Genomic DNA, 17,280 nt, shown 5'->3' on the forward strand with positions numbered 1-17,280 from the left:
CCGGGCCAACGCCGTTCTACCGGATGAACTGTGCTCGTGACGCTTTGAAAACAGCTTCCAACGGACATTGTTGCCTTGAAAAGGCGGGATGATTCTACGGCAAAAAAAGCCCGAAGGTAAGGCAGCGATCATGACTTTAACGGGTGACCCTGGTTAGACAAAGGGCTAACATGACCCCGTGTTCCACCGCCAAGCCGTTGTTTTCAATGTCCAACCAGTCCATCAAGACCCCGTGTGTCGGCCTCTGTTCCACCGTCTATGGGGACACCGTTTGCCGTGGCTGCAAGCGCTTCCACCACGAGGTGATCAACTGGAACGGCTACGACGACGAGCAGAAGCGCGCCGTCTGGCTGCGCCTGGAACAACTGTTGGTACAGGTGATGATGGCCAAGCTCGAAGTTTTCGATAAAAACCTCCTGCGCCAGCAGTTGCAGCAGCGTTCGATCCGCTTCGTCGAGCAGCAGTCGGAATATTGCTGGGCGTACCAGCTGATTGCCCGTGGCGCCCGCATGATCCGCGACCTGGAAGCCTACGGCATGGTGCTGCTGCCGGAGTTTCGTGGCTGGGAGCTGCCGCAACTGCGCGATGCCATCGACCGCGAGTTCTTCCTGTTGTCCGAGGCGCACTACCAGCGCTACATCGCGCCAGCCTTCCTCAAGCAGGGCATGCAGTGAGCGGCTTCCTGCTGCTCGGGTGAGCGCAACTTCACTAGCGTAGCGGCTCTTTCAGTCTGACCAGGAGAGTCAGCATGAGCCATTATGTATTCAATCCCCGCTTTACCTTTCTGGCCCGCTGCTGGTGGCAGGGCTCCGGTGTGCGCAGCGTGACAGCGGCGACGCCAGCACGCGAGCGCCAGCTGGGGGCGATCTGGGTGCAGACAGGCAGCCGCGGCGCCAACGGGCACTATGACCGGTATCTGCAGGCCGAACCGGACGGCGTGCTGGAGAAGCCCCTGGACCGTTCTGATTATGCCAACCCTGGCCAGCGCTATTACGAGCTGTTCTGGTTTGGCGCCTACGCCAAGGGCAGCTATGCCGCCGACAAGCCACTGTTCTACGAGATACGGCCGGCTGACCGCGCCCACAAGGTTTCCGACTGGGTGCTGGATTACAACGCCAGCGTGTTCTCAGGTTATGTCGGCATCTGGGAAGCCAGCGAAGCCCAGGGCGTGCAGTCCAAGGCAGGTGACGCGCGGCTGTGGCGGATCGAGGGTTTCGATCAGGAGAAGATCGGCGAGGGCGACCAGCTCTTCAATCTTCAGCTGCTCACCCCGGGCGGTGAGAAGATCCTGCGTTACACCCGCTACAGTGACCGCTTCTTCAATAGCCGAAAAGGCGAGGCCGGCCTGGTGTCGATGCAGATCCTCAGCATGCCTCACCATTTCGAAGAGCTCTGAGTGCATGGCCAGCCCTCGGTCCGCCAGGGCCGAAGGCTGGCCAAGGGCGGATCAGTCGCCGCTGTATTCGCAGCCGCTGGTGCAGGTCTCGTGGATGCGGACTTTGGACAGCTCCGGCATCAGCGGCTTGACCTGGTCCCAGATCCACTTGGCGATCACTTCGCTGGTCGGGTTCTCCAGGCCAGGGATGTCGTTCAGGTAGTTGTGGTCCAGCTGATCGTAGATCGGCTTGAAGATCGCCTTGACCTCGGCGAAGTCACGGATCCAGCCAGTGTGCGGGTCGAGCGGACCGGTCAGGTGCAGGCCGACCTTGAACGAGTGGCCATGCAGGCGGCCGCACTTGTGCCCGGCAGGGACGTTAGGCAGGCGGTGAGCCGATTCGAAGGTAAATTCCTTGAAGATTTCCACGCTATCGTAACTCTGTATGAATCAATAATGCGCGCAGTCTACCAGCATGCCCGCTACAAGGCTTGCAGGCGTTCGTGCAACCGCCCGGTGGCGATCAGTTCGAGCAATTCGTCGCCCAGGCGCTGGCTTTCGGCGATCGCTTTGTACCAGTAACGCTTGCGGCTCGGCGCATCACCCATGAAACGCTTGAAGTCGTTGCGGTCGGGCAGCTTGCCGAAGGGCAGGGCGGCCAGGTACTGCGGCGAAGGCGTCATCAGCAGCACGTTCTGCAAGCGCGTGGCATCACCCCGGCGCCAGGGCAGCGCCTTGTCGAACCAGCCGGGTACCACCTTGTCGGTGAAATGCGGGTAAAGCACCAGGTCATCTCCGCGGTAGGGGAGGTCCAGGTGGTAGTCGAGCAGGCCGCCGTCGCGATAGGTGCCGGCGCCAGCACCGGGGATGTCGCGCACGCCTTCCATCACCATCGGGATCGAACCCGAGGCGAGCAGGGCCTGGCGCAGGTTGGCCAGGTCCAGTGGCAGGCAGCGCGAGGGGAAGTCGGTCAGCGCATCGAGCGGCGGCGCGCTGCGCTCATCATGCAGGATGATCCTTTCAAAATGCCGCGCCAGGCGCGAGCGCCCCAGCAGGTTGCTGGCGATCACCGAGCCCAGGCCCATGCTCAGGCGGCCGCGATGGTCATGCGCGAGCTGGCCGTGGCTCTTTACTACCAGGATGTTCAGGCGGTAGTGCGGGTTGGCGAGGATCTGCCCGTCGCGGCCCTGCAGCAGGTCGTCGAGCATGCGCTGGCAACTGCGGCTGATCTCGGCGGGGGTGACGCCTTTGGCGAAGTCCTGCTCGGTATAAAGCTCGCCCAGGCGGCGGATGCCGGCGACCGGGTCGTCCAGGCAGGCACTGGCGAAACGCCAGGAGCCGATCGAGGCGCCGATCAGCGCGCGTTGTCGAGGTGCCGAGGGCAGCCATTCACCGAACAGTGCCAGGTCCAGGCCCTGGATGCCCAGCGGCTTTGGGCCACCTGCCGCGCCTGGCAGCACACCGACATCGCTTGCCTGCAGTCCCTTTTCGCGAATCTGGCGTATAGCGCGCTGGCCAGCCTTGAAGGTGAGTGCAGGGTATTTGATGTGAATGGCGCTCATGACGGATCTCGCAGGTAACAAGGCGGTCATTATAGGGGCTTGAGACCGTTACAGCTGCGCTATCATGGCGCCAGCTGTTTTCAGGTTGAATTAAGGACCGCTGGTTAGTCTTAGCCCCGTAGACAACTTGAACCTCGCTCAGGAGAGCCTCATGAAAACTTTGACTGCCCTGTTCACCGCCGCCGCCCTTGCCCTGGGCGCCAATGCCGCCTTCGCCAAGGACGTCCAGCCTGACGAAGTGGTCAAGCTGGTCAATGCCAAGACCATCAAGTCGCTCGATGAACTCAAGGCCGCTGCCGTGGCCAAGCACCCAGGCGCCACCGTCACCGACTCGGAGCTGGAAAACGAATATGGCCGCTACATCTACAAGGTCGAACTGCGCGACACGCAGAACGTCGAGTGGGACGTCGACCTGGATGCCAAGACCGGTGAAGTGCTGAAGGACGAGCAGGACCGCTGATGATCCACTTACTCCGGCCGGCGCGATACCTGGCGCTGTCGTTGCTGGCCGTGTGCTCCTTGGCCGTTGCCCGCGACCTGGACCAGGACGAAGCCCTGAAGCTACGGCAGAAGGGCATCATCCTGCCGCTCGAGCAATTGCTGGATACCGCCCTGGGGCGTTACCCCGGGGCGCGCCTGCTGGAGGCCGAGCTGGAAGAAGACGACGGCCGCTACGAATATGAAGTCGAGCTGCTGACCCAGGACGGCGTGGTGCGCGAGGTCAAGCTCGATGCCAGCAGCGGCGCCCTGCTCAAAGACGAGGAAGACGACTGACATGCGCTTGCTGCTTGTCGAAGACAACGTGCCCTTGGCCGACGAACTGACCACCAGCCTGCAGCGCCAGGGTTATGCCGTGGACTGGCTGGCCGATGGCCGCGACGCGGTGTACCAGGGCCAGAGCGAACCCTATGACCTGATCATCCTCGACCTCGGCTTGCCGGGCTTGCCGGGCCTGGAGGTGCTGGCGCAATGGCGTGCCGGCGGTCTCGCCACGCCGGTGCTGATCCTCACGGCGCGCGGGTCGTGGGCGGAACGTATCGAGGGCTTGAAGACCGGGGCGGACGACTACCTGAGCAAGCCCTTTCACCCCGAGGAACTGCAGCTGCGCATCCAGGCCCTGCTGCGCCGTGCCCGCGGCCTGGCCAACCAGCCGACACTGGAAGCTGCAGGCCTGCAACTGGATGAAAGCCGTCAGTGCGTGAGCCGCGAGGGCGTCGACATCCAGCTCACCGCTGCGGAGTTCCGCCTGTTGCGCTACTTCATGCTGCACCCCCAGCAGATCCTGTCCAAGAGCCACCTGGCCGAGCACCTTTACGACGGCGAGACCGAGCGCGATTCCAATGTGCTGGAGGTGCACGTCAACCACCTGCGGCGCAAGCTGGGTCGCAGCGTCATCGAGACCCGTCGCGGGCAAGGCTACATCTATGCCGGGAGCGCCGGGTGAAGTCCATCCAGGCGCGCCTGAGCCTGGGCCTGGTCGCCGTGCTGGTGCTGGTCGGGGTGGTACTGGCGCAATTGACCCTGTGGCTGTTCGAGGCAGGCTTGCAACGCTACCTGGAAAACGGCCTGCGCAAGGAAAGCAAGAACCTGCTGGTGGCATTGGTGCGCGGGCCGAATGGCCTGCAGCTGGATGAGCGGCGCATTTCCGCTGCCTATCAGCGGCCTTTTTCGGGGTACTACTTCCGCATCGATCTAGACCAGGGCACCTGGCGTTCGCGCTCGCTGTGGGACCTGGACATGCCCAAGCCGGCCACGCCGGGCTTGTCCGATAGTCACGAGCTGGGCCCGGAAGGCCAGCAACTGTTGGCCTTGCGCGCCGATTACCGGCGCCTGGGCCAAGACATCTCGATCAGCGTGGCACAGGACTACTCGCCGGTTCGCGACGGTTTCCGCCGCTTGCAGCAGATCGGCCTGGGGATGGGGCTGGTGGCATTGCTGATCGTGCTGGTGCTGCAGCGCATCACCGTCACCCGCTCGTTGCGCCCGCTGGAGCGCGCACGCCAGCAGATCGCCCAGCTGCAGCAAGGCCAACGCTCGCAACTCGATGCCGAGGTGCCCAGCGAGCTGGCGCCGCTGGTGGACCAGATCAACCACTTGCTCAGCCATACCGAAGACAGCCTGCGCCGCTCGCGCAATGCCCTGGGCAACCTCGGCCATGCACTGAAGACGCCGCTGGCGGTGCTGCTCAGCCTGGCATCCAGTGAGCGCTTGCAGGGCCTGCCTGAGGTGCAGGCGCAGTTGCGTGAACAGCTGGAGCAGATCCAGCAGCGCCTGGCCCGTGAGCTGAACCGCGCCCGCCTGGCCGGTGATGCCTTGCCTGGGGCGCAGTTCGACTGTGATGCCGAACTGCCTGGCTTGCTCTCGACCTTGGCCATGATCCATGGCGAGGGCTTGCTGCTCGAGCACGATGCCCCACCGGGCCTGCTGCTGCCCTGGGATCGCGAAGACGTGCTGGAGCTCCTCGGCAACCTGCTGGACAACGCCTGCAAATGGGCCGACAGCGAAGTGCGGCTGAAGATCGCGCCGACAGCCGGGGGCTATCGGTTATGGGTCGATGACGATGGCCCGGGGATTCCGCAAAACCAGCGCCTGCAGGTGCTGGAGCGCGGCTCGCGGCTGGATGAACAGGTCGACGGGCACGGGCTGGGGCTCGGCATCGTGCGCGACATCGTCGAGGCTTGGGGCGGGCAACTGGCGTTGCTGGATAGCCCCTTGGGCGGGCTGCGGGTGAGCATCGAGTTGCCGCGCAAGGTTCGGTAGTGCCAGGGCACGCCGCGTGCCCCGATGCCCCGGTGCCCGTTCAGTACTGCAAAAAAATTGCAGTACAGGCGCATTTTTTTGAATTAGCCCTGTCTTCCTCCTGCCGGCACAATGCCCTTGTTTTTAAACAGAAAACTACAGATCCCGATTACTTGAATGTCTGCCATGCGTTCTGAAAGTCGTCTTCAGCGGCTGTTGCCAGCCCCCCTGAACATCCCTCCCAAACAAGGCTTGCGTGCCGCTATCGGTGCGTTGCTCGGCCTGTTCCTCGCCGGCTGGCTGACCAGCCTGGCCTATGGGCCGGGCATTGCCCTGCACCTGCTCGGCCCGTTGGCGGCCTCGGCAGTGCTGGTGTTCGCCGTGCATTCCGGGCCCTTGGCGCAGCCTTGGCCAGTGCTCGGCAGCTATGCCTTGGCCGGTGCAGTCGGTCTGGCCCTGCGCCAGGGGTTTGGCCCAGAGCTCTGGGTAGCGGCCGTTGCCTTGGGGCTTTCGATCCTGGTGATGTGCCTGCTGCGTTGCCTGCACCCGCCGGGAGGTGGGGTGGCGGTGAGCGCGGTCCTGGCCGACCCGGGCCTGACGGCCATGGGCGATCACCTGCTCGAACCGGTACTGCTCAATGTGCTGATCCTGGTGGCCGTGGCCGTGATCTACAACCGGCTCACCGGTGTGCAGTACCCGAAAGCCGGGGCGCCGCGCAAGGACATGCACCACACCCACGACCCGCTGCCCAGCGAGCGCGTGGGTATCAGTGGCGCTGACCTGGACCAGGCCCTGGAAGAGTTGGGTGAGTTTGTCGATGTCACCCGCGACGAACTGGAGCGCATCATTCTTGCCACGGAACAGCACGCGCTGCAGCGTAGCCTGGGCGGCATCACTGCCGGCGCGGTCATGTCCCGCGACGTGCAGTTCGCTACGCCGGACACCTCCTTGGAGCAGGCCTGGACAATGCTCGCTGACCATCACCTGAAAACCTTGCCGGTGTTGCAGCAGGGCAAGCTGGTGGGCATTGTCAGCCTCAGTGACCTGGCGGGCGCGGCCATGCAGCGTGGCCAATTCAGCTGGCGCGGCCTGTTCGGTCGCAAGGCCGTGCGCATGGAGCAGGTGATGAGCCGGCGGGTGGTCAGCGTCAGCAGCCAGCACCCGCTGGAGCGCCTGTTGCCGCTGCTGTGCGAGCAGGGTTTGCACTGCCTGCCGGTGCTCGATGGCGAGCAATTGGTTGGCGTGGTCACCCAGACCGACCTGATCGCCGGCCTCAAGCGCCAGTTGCTCAGTGCGGCCGGCGATACCTCAGATAGCCGGGTCCCAGCGTTGTGACCAGTCGCTGGCGCCGGCTGCCAACTGCCGGCGCAGCACCGTGAAGGCCTGCTGCAGGGCTTCGCTGTCGCGTTTGCGCGAGTAGACCAGGTAGGTCGGGTAGGTAAATTCCGGCGCCTGTGGCACCCGCTCGAACACACCACTCTCCAGGTAGGCCTGGACCACGCGGGTGCGGAAGTAGCCGCTGCCACCTTGCTCGAGGATGAACTGCAGGGCCAACGGCCCGAGGTTGAAACTCAGCGCCGGGCGTGCGCAGTCGGGCAGGGCGGCGTCATGTTGGCGGCGGAAGGCTTCGCCCCAGTCAATGTAGATATAGGGCTCGGGTTGCGAGACCCGGCGCACGCGGATCAGCTTTTCCTCCATCAGTTGCTCCACCTGCAGCCCCGGGCCGTAGGTCGGCTGGTAGACCAGTGCGGCGTCGAGCAGGCCCATCTCCACCTTGTGCAGCAACGACTCGCCATCGCTCACCTCGCTGCGGATGGCATGGCTGGGCAGCTCGCGGTACAAGGCGCCGACCCAGTCGAGCAGCATCGGGTTGCCCAGGCTCACCTCCGCGCCCACATGCAGCACCTGCCGGCAGCCTGCGGGCAGCGGCAGGTCGCGGCGTGCCGCTTCCCAGGTCTGCACCAGCTGGTTGGCATAGCTGACGAAGGCTTCGCCATCACTGGTCAGGGTGGCGCCGTTGCGGCTGCGCACAAAGAGCTGGCAGCCCAGTTGCCGCTCCAGGCGCTGCACACGGGCGGTGATCGCGGTCTGCGAAACGAAGAGGCGTTCGGCAGCGGCGACCAGGCTGCCGCAACGCACGATTTCCAGGAAGGTTCGGGCCTGATCGATGTCCATGAGCTGCTCTGTGGCGGGAGTGGCGGCCTATTCTAGAGGCTTGGCACCGTCGTGGGGCATTTCTGTCAGGTCTGCAAATTTGCAGGTCCGTTGTGACTTTAGTCCCCTGGCGGCCCCGGTGTGGCAGGCCATACTCACTATCCGCCCTTCAATAACAACAAGTACCGGGTTTTCATCGACATGACCTACCAGCACAGCTACGCCCAATCCATTGCCGACCCTGCGGCTTTCTGGGCCGAGCAGGCCAAAGCCCTGGCCTGGTATCGGCAACCCTCGCAGACCTTGCAGAACAACCCTGACGGTACCCACCGCTGGTTCGCCGACGGTCGCCTGAATAGCTGTTACCTGGCCCTGGACCGGCAGATCGAACTGGGCCGGGGTGAGCAGCTGGCGCTGATCTACGACTCCCCCGTGACCGGTGTGCAACAGTCCTTCACCTACCACCAGCTGCGCGACGAAGTGGCGCGCCTGGCCGGCCTGCTGCGGCAGTTGGGCGTGGGCCAGGGCGACGGGGTGATCATCTACATGCCGATGGTGCCGCAGGCCGCGATGGCCATGCTCGCCTGTGCGCGAATCGGCGCGGTGCATTCGGTGGTGTTCGGTGGCTTTGCCGCCAACGAGCTGGCGCTGCGCATCGATGATGCCCGGCCCACGCTGGTGCTCACCGCGTCCTGTGGCCTGGAGTTCGACCGGGTAATCGAATACAAGCCGCTGGTCGACCGCGCCCTGCAGCTGGCCCGCCATCAGCCCCGTAATGTGCTGGTGCTGCAACGGCCCCAGGCCCGTGCGCAGTTGCTGGCAGGCCGTGACCTGGACTGGCAGCAGGCCTTGGCCGGTGCCGAGCCGGTGGCGCCCGTCGAGCTGGAGGCCGGCGCCCCGCTGTACATCATGTACACCTCCGGTACCACCGGCAAACCCAAGGGCATCGTCCGCGAAAATGGTGGCAACGCGGTCGCGCTTTGCTATGCGATGCGTCATATCTACGGCATGCAGGCCGGGGATGTATGGTGGGGCATTTCCGATGTCGGCTGGGTGGTTGGCCATTCGCTGATCGTCTACGGGCCACTGATGAGCGGTTGCACCACGGTGTTCTACGAGGGCAAGCCGATCCGCACGCCGGACGCCTCGGCGTACTGGCGGGTGGTCGAGCAGTACCAGGTCAATGCCTTGTTCTGCGCGCCGACGGCCATGCGGGCGATCCGCAAGGAAGACCCGGAAGGCGAGCTGATCGGCAAGCATGACCTGAGCTCGTTGCGCCAGCTGTTCCTGGCCGGGGAAAAACTCGATTCCAGTACGCACCAGTGGCTGGAGCAAGTCACCGGCAAACCGGTGCACGACCACTGGTGGCAGACCGAGACTGGCTGGCCGGTCACCGCGCCTTGCGTGGGGCTGGAAGGCAGTGCGGCGCGGCCGGGTTCGAGCAACCGTGCGGTGCCGGGTTATCACGTGCGCGTGCTGGATGACGACGGGCATCTGCTGGGGCCCGACCAACAGGGCTCCATCGTCATTGCCCTGCCACTGCCGCCCGGGTGCAGCCAGACCTTGTGGGGCGACCATGAACGTTACCTGCAAGCCTACCTGCAGACCTACCCTGGCTATTACCACACGGGTGACGGCGGTTACCTCGATGAGGAGGGCTTCGTCTACATCATGGGCCGCACCGACGACGTGATAAACGTCTCCGGGCATCGGCTGTCCACGGGGGAGATGGAAGACCTGGTCGCCCGTCACCCGGCGGTGGCCGAGTGTGCGGTGATCGGTGTGCATGACGAGATCAAGGGCCAGGTGCCGCTGGCGCTGGTGGTGCTCAAGGATGGCGAGGGCATAGCCGAAGCGCAGTTGCTGGTGGAATTGGTCGGCAGGGTGCGTGAGGAAATCGGCGCGCTGGCGTGTTTCAACCGGGTGCGCCTGGTGAAGCGTTTGCCCAAGACCCGTTCGGGGAAAATCCTGCGGGCGGTACTGCGCAAGATTGCCGATGGGCAGGCTTATGTACCGCCTTCGACCCTGGATGATCCGGCGGTGTTGGGGGAGATCGAGGTGGTGTTGGCGGATCTGCCCAGGGCTGGCTGATGGGTTGACCTGTTACGGCCTCATCGCGGATAAATCCGCTCCTACAGGGACGGCGCTGACCCTGTAGGAGCGGCTTTAGCCGCGAAGAGGCCGGGTCAGGCAATAAAGCTTTCGGGGCCAGCCTGATGTAGCTGCCCCAGCCGGCTCCGGGTCCGCATCAGGTCGGCCAGTGGCCCGCCAAGGCTTTCTTCCAGCGGCCGCTTGCCGATCACGGTCACTTGCCGATCCTGGTCATACAGCACGTCAACCAGGTTGACGAAGCGCTGCTGCGCCGCCAGCGAACATTCCGACAGATCATCCAGCCCATCGATGATCCACTCGTCGTATTGCCCGGCCAGCACCAGGTAGTCGATCACCGCCGTGGCCTTCTCGCACAGGTCGTCAAAGGCCAGCACCACGCGCTGGCCATCGATAGCCAGGGCGCGCAGCGGGCGTTTGTTCACCTCCAGCACCACCGGTTGCTCATCGGGTACGTTCAGCGCCTGGCGCTGCGCCGCATCCCCCGGCCACACATAGTGCCCTTGGGTAAAGCGCTGCTGCTCACGGTTGGCTGGCAGGCTGCGGAAGTCCGTGTCGCCGCCCACTTCGAGCACCTCCATCGAACCGTTGATCAGGCGGATCACCGGCAGGAAGCGTTCGTGGTACAGCGGGTTGGGCAGCAGCCCTTCAGGCGCGTAGTTGGAGGTCACCAACAGGAAGATACCGCGGGCGAACAAGGCGTTGAACAGTCGGGTGAGCAGCATGGCATCGCCGATGTCATGCACGTGAAACTCATCGAAGCACAGCACCTGGCAGCCGCCCAGCAGCTCGTCCAGGGTGGCGCCCAACGCATCGTCCAGCAGGCGGTGCTGGTGCATGCCTTGGTGCAGGCGGGCAAAAAAGTCGTGGAAGTGCAGGCGCCGCTTGGCCGCTACCGGCACCGCCTGGAAAAAGCCATCGAGCAGCCAGCTCTTGCCACGGCCGACCGAGCCGTACAGGTACAGGCTGCGAGGCTGGCCTCCCTCCAGCAGACGCGCAATCTGCGCGGCCATGCTGTCGATGACCCGGCGCTGGCCATCGCTGAGCTGATAGCCGCGGCTGGCGGCCTTGTCTTCGAACCAGCTGAGCAATTCGCTCTGTTGAGGCGCGGCAGTGCGCAGGCGCTGGCTGAGCTGGCGCAAGGGTGCAGGGATCCAGGCGGGCAAGGTGAAGCCTCCTTGGGCAAATGCGGGGCTGCGCGCAGCTTGCCCGAGGCGAGCGGTTTTGACCAATACAAAAAGTGCCAGGCATCTATCGCCTGGCACGATGTGTTCAGGCCTTGCGCTCCAGCTGGCGCTCGATCATGTACTTCACGGCCAACCGGCGCTCCTTCAGGTGTCGCAGGTCTTCGTCGACGAAGTTGCCGGCCGAGATCGATTCGGCGGCCAGCACCTGGTTGTCGATATCCACATACTCGTCGAGCAGCCGGTCCAGGGTCTTGTCCTGCTGGCGCCGCTGCTGGACGATTTCGCGGGGGTAGTGCAGGTCCTGGTAAAGGTCGTGGGAAACGGGCATGGGGTCCTCCTTGGTCGGTTCAATTCACTTAACTGATTGGAAGGGAGGAATGCGATTGCGTTGAAGCGCAGCGGTATAAATACGACGAATGGTTGCCGGAGCGGCCTGCAGAATCGGCTCGTGAACACTAACTTGCTGTTTTAAGGCATTTTTTTTCACGAAGGGGGTTTACAGGCTGAATCAATGTGTTAAAGTGCCGCGCATTCCAAGACAACAACCCGGTTGTCACTCAGTTGGAATTGTCAGGTCAGCGTCAGCTGCATCCGATACAGGGGCGTCGCCAAGCGGTAAGGCAGCAGGTTTTGATCCTGCCATGCGTTGGTTCGAATCCAGCCGCCCCTGCCATTTTCTCTTCAGTCAGAAATTTCCCAGTCAGTGCAGACGATCGTCAGCGCTGGTTTTGTCGTTTCTGTTTCCTGCTCCGGCCTATTCGCGGGTAAACCCGCTCCCACAGTGATTACAGCGCGGTATCTGTGGGAGCGGGCGTGCCTGCGAAGAGGCCGGTGCAGGCAAAGCGAATCTAACCGGTTGCGCGCAGCAGTTCATTCAACATCCTGGCCAGCTCATCGGCCTGCACCGGCTTCTGCATCACCAGGCTCCCCGGTAATTCCAGCCCTTGCAGTTCCGCATACCCGGTCAGGAACACCACCGGTAATTGCGGGTAGCGGTCGCGCGCCGCCATGGCCAGTTGCCCGCCGTTGAATTCGGGCATGGCAAAGTCGGTCAGTAGCAGGTCGATATCGTCGTCCAGCAAGGCCAGCGCCTGCTCCCCGCTGTGCGCTTGGCGCACCTGGTAGCCGTACTGGCGCAGCACGTCACCGAGCAGGTCGCGCACCAGGTGATCGTCATCCACCAGCAGCACCGTGCGGTCCCTGCCACTGTCGTCGATGGTCAGTGCGGCGATCGGCGCGACGGGATCGATGGCCACCTCCTGCTTCACTGCCGGCAAGTACACCGCCACCAGGGTGCCATGCCCAGGCTCGGTATCGATGCGCACACCGCCACCGGACTGCTTGGCGAAGCCGAACACCTGGGCCAGGCCCAGGCCAGAGCCCTTGCCGATGTCCTTGGTGGTGAAGAACGGCTCGAACACCTTGGCCAGCACCTCTTCGTTCATGCCACAGCCGGTGTCGCGAATGCTCAGCATCACGTACTCGCCGGGCTCCGGGTCTTCCGGGCGCTGCGGGCGGGCATTGATGCGCGTGTTGCGGGTCGACAGGGTCAACTGGCCGCCTTCAGGCATGGCGTCGCGGGCGTTGATCGCCAGGTTGAGGATGATCATCTCGGTCTGGGTCGGGTCGGTCAGCGCCTGCCACAGGCTATGGTCCAGGTCCAGGCGCACGCGGATATTGCCGCCGAGGGTGCGGCGCAGCAGTTCTTCCAGGCCGGTAAGGGTGCGGTTCAGGTTCAGCGGCACCGGCTCCAGGCGCTGGCGACGGGAGAACGCGAGCAGTTGCGAGGTCAGCTTGGCGCCGCGGTCACCGGCTTCGCGGATATGCGTGAGGCGGCTGCGGGCCTTGGCCAGGTCCCCCTTGGCCAGGTCGCGCTCCAGGAAGCTGGCGCCGGTGAGGATGACCGTGAGCAGGTTGTTGAAATCGTGGGCGACCCCGGCAGTGAGCTGGCCGACGGCCTCCAGCCGCTGCATTTGCTGCAGTGCCGCCTCGATGCGTTCGCGCTCGGCGATCTGTTCGCGCAGGCGGTTGTTGGCTTCGGCCAGGCCCAGGGCGGTTTCCCGTTCGCTGGTGATGTCCCGCGCCACCACGTAGAGCAGGGTATCTTCCGGTACCACGACCCAGGACAGCCAGCGCAACTGGCCGCCCGCGTGCTGGATGCGGCCGACGAAGCGCGCACTGGTGCGGCCATGGGCGAGGGCGGCCAGTTCGGTCAGCAGCGCTTCCTGATCCGCCTCAGGCAGCAGGTGCAGCAGCGAAGCCTGGCTCAGACGCTCGCGGGAAAAGCCCAGGCTGGCCTCCCAGGCCGGGTTGAGGGCCACCGGGGTCAGGTCCTTGTTGAGCACGGCGAGCAAGTCCTGGGACAGCTCCCAGGCGCGGTCGCGCTCACGGGTACGGCGCTCGACCCGTTCGCCGAGCATCTCGTTGAGCTGCTTGAGCGCCAGGGTCGCCTGGCGTTGGGTATGGATGTCCTGCAATACACCGGTAAACCGCGTGCACTGGCCATCGACGAACTGGCACTGGCCGCTGCTGAGCAGCCAGCGCGGTTCCAGGCCATGAGGTTGGGCAATGCGGAACTCGACCCGGTACAGGCCGTCGCTGTCCGGGCGCATGGCCTGCTCGACGGCCTCGCGCACCTTGGCGCGGTCGTCGGGGTAGATGCCGGCGTAGAACACCTCAAGGCTCATCTCGGTCTCGGCCGGCAGGCCGAAGAGGGTCTTGCAGCGCACGTCCCACACCAGGTGGCCTTGTTGCGGCCGGAAGTCCCAGGTGCCCATGCCGGCGGCATCGATGGCGATGCGCGCGCGTGCCTCGACATCAGCCAGGGCTTCCTCGGCCCGGCGCCGACGCTGGCGTTCCTGCACTTCGGACAAGGCCCTGCGTACGGCCTTGGGCAACAGCGGCAGGTTCTTCTTCAGCACATAATCGGTGGCGCCCAGGCGAATCATCTCGACCGCATGCTCTTCGCCATAGATGCCCGAGAGGAAGATGAACGGCGTGTCTGGCGCCAGGCGCTGGGCGATGGCCAGCACTTCGGTACCGGACGACCCGGGCAGCACGCAGTCGCACAGGATCAGGTCGAAACTGCCTTCAAGCAGGGCGTGCTCGACCCCGACATGGTCGAAAACCAGCTGCGATTGCACCTGCAATCCGCTGCGCTCCAGGCGCATCAGGGTCAGCTCGGCGTCCATCGAGCTGTCTTCGACCATCAGCAACTTGAGTGGTGTGGGCAACATCTCTGCGGGGGCCTCAGTGGCTGCCACGGCGGTTCAGGCGCAGCGAACCGGGAGGCGGTTCGTTGAGCACCGCCCAGAACACGCCAAGGTCGGAAATCGCCGCGACGAACTCCTTGAACTCCACGGGCTTGACCACATAGGCGTTGACCCCAAGCTCGTAGGCGCGCAGCAGGTCGGGCTCTTCCCGCGAGGAGGTCAGCATCACTGTGGGGATGCTGCGCAGCTCGGGCGTGGTACGCACCACCTTGAGCACTTCCAGGCCGTCGACTTTCGGCAGCTTGAGGTCCAGCAGCAGGACGGCCGGGTTGCCGTCGGCACGCTCGTGGTAAGTGTTGCGGCGCAACAGGTAGTCGAGGGCATCGGCGCCGTCGCGCAGGACGATCACTTCGTTGGCCAGCTGGCTGCGTTCCAGGGCCAGGAGCGTCAGCTCCAGGTCCCGGGGGTTGTCTTCGACCAGCAAGATTGGTTTGAGCATGGTGATACGGGTACCTCAGGTGGTTGCGGGGTGACGGGGCAGGGTGAAGTAGAAGCAGGCACCCTGGTCGACATGGCCTTCGGCCCAGACTCGCCCGTCATGACGCTCGATGATCCGCCGCACACTGGCCAGGCCGATCCCGGTGCCTTCGAAGTCTTCCATGCGGTGCAGGCGCTGGAACACCCCGAACAGCTTGTTGGCGTAGGCCATATCGAAGCCTACACCATTGTCGCGGATGTAGATCTGCGTCTCGTCGTGGTTTTGCTCGGACCCGATGGCGATGTGGGCGGGTTCACGGCCACGGGTGTACTTGATGGCGTTGGCGATCAGGTTGTGCAAGGCCAGGTTGATGAACGCCGGGTCGGCGATGACCTTGGGCAGCGGCGCGATATCCCAGACGATTTCGCGGCCTGCATAGTCCGGGGCCAGGTCCTGGCGGATGGCGTCGACCAGCGCATTGAGGTCGACATCCGACAGGCGCAGGGCCGAGCGGCCCATCTGCGAGAAATTGAGCAGGTTGTCGACCAGGCTGCCGGCAAAGCGCGCGGCTTCCTCGATGTGCTGCAGGAAGCGTTTACCGCGCTCGCTCAAGCCCTGGCCCTCGATCTCGCCGAGCAGCTCGGTGTAGCCGGCGATGTGGCGCAACGGGGCGCGCAGGTCATGGGACACACTGTAGGAGAAGGCTTCGAGTTCCTTGTTCGAGCGGCGCAGCTCGTTGGCCAGTTGCGCCAGCTCCTCGGCTTTGCGCAGCACGATACCCAGCACTGCCGTGCGCAATTCGAGCACGCCTTCGATGACCAGCGGGTCCCAGGGGGCGCTGTAGCCGCTGATCTGTTCTCGCCAGCGCTCGAAACTGTGCCGCGGGTTGAGCGTACCCTGGGCGTCGATCTGCTTGTCGGGGCGCCCGGCCCAGTCGACGGTACGCACCTGCTCGGGGCGGAACCATAGCAGGTAGTGCGAGTGGATCTGCGAGATGGCCACGGCCAGCACGCCGCCGGCATAGGCGGCCAGTTCTGGCAGTTCATCGATGTCACGGCGCAGGTTGTCGCTGTGGAATACCGTTTCTTCGCCGCGCTGTTCCAGCCAGTGCACCAGGGCCGTGACCTGCGCCGCAGGCGGGGTCTGGCCGACCAGCTCGCAGCGCTCGGCGGAGATGATCGCCGCGCCGCTGGCGCCAGCGAATGCCAGCAGCACCTCGGGCAAGTCGCACAGGCCATCGCTGACGCTGTCGTGGTCGGCCATCGACGAGATCATGCGCACGATGTGCTGGCGCAGCTCGAGCAACTGGCGGGTCTTGGCGTGCGATTCGCGGCTCTCGATCTGCAGCGACAGCACGCTGGCCAGCAGTTCGCAGGCCGTGCGGGTGCGGAACTCGACCGCGCGCGGCTGGGCGTGGTGGCAGGAGATCAGGCCCCAGAGCTGGCCATCGACCACGATCGACAATGACATCGAAGCCAGGGTGCCCATGTTGCGCATGTATTGCAGGTGCACCGGCGACACGCTGCGCAGGGCGGCGAAGCTCATGTCCAGAGGCTTGCCAGTGCGCGGGTTGTTCGCCGGCAGGAGGGGGGAGGCGCGGTAGTTGGCATCTTCGATCACGCGGATGCGATTGACCCGGTACAGGTCGCGGGCCTGGCGCGGGATGTCCGTCGCAGGGAAGCGCAGGCCAAGGTAACTCGGGTAACCGGCGTCGGCCAGTTCGGCGAGCACCTGGCCATTGCCCTCGACGTCGAAGCGGTAGGCCAGGACCCGGCCGAAGCCGGTGATGCGCTTGACTTGCACCACGCATTGCTGGAGCAGCTCTTCGAGGCTGTCGGCGTTGTGCAGGCTGCTGACGAACCCGCGCACCAGTGGGTAGTAGTCGCCCTGGTCGGTCACGTCCGCAGGCAGGCGGAAGGGTTCGAACTCGGCGATCAGCACCTGGTCGTGACGGTGGGTCAGCAGGCGCAGTGTGTCGCTGCACGGCGCGCCCTCGCGCAAGCGCACATCGCCGATGTGGAACGGGAACGCTTCGTCGTCCGGCAGGCGTTCGAGCTGGGCGCGGAGGTCGAAGCGCTCGCTGACCAAGTCAGCGAAGGTACAGCCGATCAGCTCCCTGGCCGGTACACCCAACCAGCGCTCGATGTTCTCGCTGGCCTGGAGGATACGCAGGTCGTGTTCATCCAGCACCAGCAGAAAGCCGTGCGGCTGGATACTGCCGGGCACCTGGATCGGCTCTTCGGCGCAGCGCTCCACGGCGGCGTCGAGCGCTTTGTCTGCAGTCATTGGTGGAAACGCTCCTGTGAAGTTCTTCCATGCATGCCGCCGGCAACGGACGCGGGCGGTTGGCTACCGGCCACCCTAGCAGAATGCCGATCGCTTTGTCGGCCCATGGCCATTGGAGGCATGGGATGGCCCGGGGTTCGCCGGGATTGGGAAATTTCTTGCTGGCCTGCTACCGCTT

Annotated in this window: 16 protein-coding genes and 1 tRNA gene; 9 read left to right on the forward strand and 8 right to left on the reverse strand. The window is 64.5% G+C overall.

Going from position 1 to position 17,280, the window contains the following annotated elements; translation table 11 throughout:
- The first annotated feature begins 206 nt into the window (after positions 1 to 206).
- On the forward strand, positions 207 to 674 hold the full coding sequence (locus L6D64_RS03685) for a DUF1289 domain-containing protein (RefSeq protein WP_176507515.1): 468 nt from the start codon (positions 207 to 209) through the stop codon (positions 672 to 674).
- Positions 675 to 748: 74 nt separating this feature from the next.
- Positions 749 to 1,396, forward strand: coding sequence for a hypothetical protein (locus L6D64_RS03690; protein WP_176507466.1), 648 nt, complete (start codon positions 749 to 751; stop codon positions 1,394 to 1,396).
- A gap of 51 nt (positions 1,397 to 1,447) precedes the next feature.
- Here the strand turns inward: L6D64_RS03690 and queD are convergent, their stop codons facing one another.
- On the reverse strand, positions 1,448 to 1,804 hold the full coding sequence (gene queD / locus L6D64_RS03695; RefSeq protein WP_176507467.1) for a 6-carboxytetrahydropterin synthase QueD: 357 nt from the start codon (positions 1,802 to 1,804) through the stop codon (positions 1,448 to 1,450).
- Positions 1,805 to 1,857: 53 nt separating this feature from the next.
- Positions 1,858 to 2,937, reverse strand: a complete 1,080-nt coding sequence (locus L6D64_RS03700) for a patatin-like phospholipase domain-containing protein (RefSeq protein ID WP_176507468.1) — start codon at positions 2,935 to 2,937, stop codon at positions 1,858 to 1,860.
- 151 nt (positions 2,938 to 3,088) lie between these two features.
- Here L6D64_RS03700 and L6D64_RS03705 point away from each other — a divergent pair, with 151 nt between their 5' ends.
- The 5 genes from L6D64_RS03705 to L6D64_RS03725 all read left to right on the forward strand — a co-directional run bounded on the left by L6D64_RS03705 (position 3,089) and on the right by L6D64_RS03725 (position 7,011).
- Positions 3,089 to 3,397: a PepSY domain-containing protein gene (locus tag L6D64_RS03705; RefSeq protein ID WP_176507469.1), complete on the forward strand. Its 309-nt coding sequence runs from the start codon at positions 3,089 to 3,091 to the stop codon at positions 3,395 to 3,397.
- Positions 3,397 to 3,711: a PepSY domain-containing protein gene (locus L6D64_RS03710; protein WP_176507470.1), complete on the forward strand. Its 315-nt coding sequence runs from the start codon at positions 3,397 to 3,399 to the stop codon at positions 3,709 to 3,711. The genes L6D64_RS03705 and L6D64_RS03710 overlap by 1 nt, the downstream gene beginning before the upstream one ends.
- Position 3,712: 1 nt before the next feature.
- Complete coding sequence (locus tag L6D64_RS03715) at positions 3,713 to 4,381, forward strand: response regulator transcription factor (RefSeq protein ID WP_176507471.1); 669 nt, start codon at positions 3,713 to 3,715, stop codon at positions 4,379 to 4,381.
- Positions 4,378 to 5,697, forward strand: coding sequence for an ATP-binding protein (locus L6D64_RS03720; RefSeq protein ID WP_176507472.1), 1,320 nt, complete (start codon positions 4,378 to 4,380; stop codon positions 5,695 to 5,697). The genes L6D64_RS03715 and L6D64_RS03720 overlap by 4 nt, the downstream gene beginning before the upstream one ends.
- Positions 5,698 to 5,853: 156 nt before the next feature.
- Positions 5,854 to 7,011, forward strand: coding sequence for an HPP family protein (locus tag L6D64_RS03725; protein WP_176507473.1), 1,158 nt, complete (start codon positions 5,854 to 5,856; stop codon positions 7,009 to 7,011).
- Here the strand turns inward: L6D64_RS03725 and L6D64_RS03730 are convergent.
- Positions 6,985 to 7,851: a LysR family transcriptional regulator gene (locus tag L6D64_RS03730; RefSeq protein WP_176507474.1), complete on the reverse strand. Its 867-nt coding sequence runs from the start codon at positions 7,849 to 7,851 to the stop codon at positions 6,985 to 6,987. The genes L6D64_RS03725 and L6D64_RS03730 overlap by 27 nt on opposite strands.
- Positions 7,852 to 8,031: 180 nt before the next feature.
- Here L6D64_RS03730 and L6D64_RS03735 point away from each other — a divergent pair, with 180 nt between their 5' ends.
- Positions 8,032 to 9,921 carry a propionyl-CoA synthetase gene (locus L6D64_RS03735; RefSeq protein WP_176507516.1) on the forward strand — a complete coding sequence of 630 codons (1,890 nt, stop codon included), beginning with the start codon at positions 8,032 to 8,034 and terminating at the stop codon, positions 9,919 to 9,921.
- 95 nt (positions 9,922 to 10,016) lie between these two features.
- Here the strand turns inward: L6D64_RS03735 and zapE are convergent, their stop codons facing one another.
- On the reverse strand, positions 10,017 to 11,105 hold the full coding sequence (zapE, locus tag L6D64_RS03740) for a cell division protein ZapE (protein WP_176507475.1): 1,089 nt from the start codon (positions 11,103 to 11,105) through the stop codon (positions 10,017 to 10,019).
- A gap of 106 nt (positions 11,106 to 11,211) precedes the next feature.
- Complete coding sequence (locus L6D64_RS03745; RefSeq protein WP_176507476.1) at positions 11,212 to 11,454, reverse strand: hypothetical protein; 243 nt, start codon at positions 11,452 to 11,454, stop codon at positions 11,212 to 11,214.
- Positions 11,455 to 11,724: 270 nt separating this feature from the next.
- Here L6D64_RS03745 and L6D64_RS03750 point away from each other — a divergent pair.
- Positions 11,725 to 11,799 (forward strand) — tRNA-Gln (locus L6D64_RS03750).
- 175 nt (positions 11,800 to 11,974) lie between these two features.
- Here L6D64_RS03750 and L6D64_RS03755 read toward each other — a convergent pair.
- Genes L6D64_RS03755 through L6D64_RS03765 form a run of 3 tightly spaced genes read right to left on the reverse strand, consistent with a single transcriptional unit; the run spans position 11,975 to position 17,102 of the window.
- Complete coding sequence (locus L6D64_RS03755) at positions 11,975 to 14,362, reverse strand: hybrid sensor histidine kinase/response regulator (protein ID WP_176507477.1); 2,388 nt, start codon at positions 14,360 to 14,362, stop codon at positions 11,975 to 11,977.
- 13 nt (positions 14,363 to 14,375) lie between these two features.
- The gene (locus L6D64_RS03760) at positions 14,376 to 14,837 is read right to left on the reverse strand and encodes a response regulator (RefSeq protein WP_054886264.1); all 462 of its coding nucleotides are present in this window, start codon (positions 14,835 to 14,837) and stop codon (positions 14,376 to 14,378) included.
- Positions 14,838 to 14,852: 15 nt separating this feature from the next.
- Positions 14,853 to 17,102 carry an ATP-binding protein gene (locus tag L6D64_RS03765; protein WP_176507478.1) on the reverse strand — a complete coding sequence of 750 codons (2,250 nt, stop codon included), beginning with the start codon at positions 17,100 to 17,102 and terminating at the stop codon, positions 14,853 to 14,855.
- Positions 17,103 to 17,280: the final 178 nt, after the last annotated feature.

Source organism: Pseudomonas urethralis (genome assembly GCF_021602465.1).
Lineage (GTDB): Bacteria > Pseudomonadota > Gammaproteobacteria > Pseudomonadales > Pseudomonadaceae > Aquipseudomonas > Aquipseudomonas vlassakiae.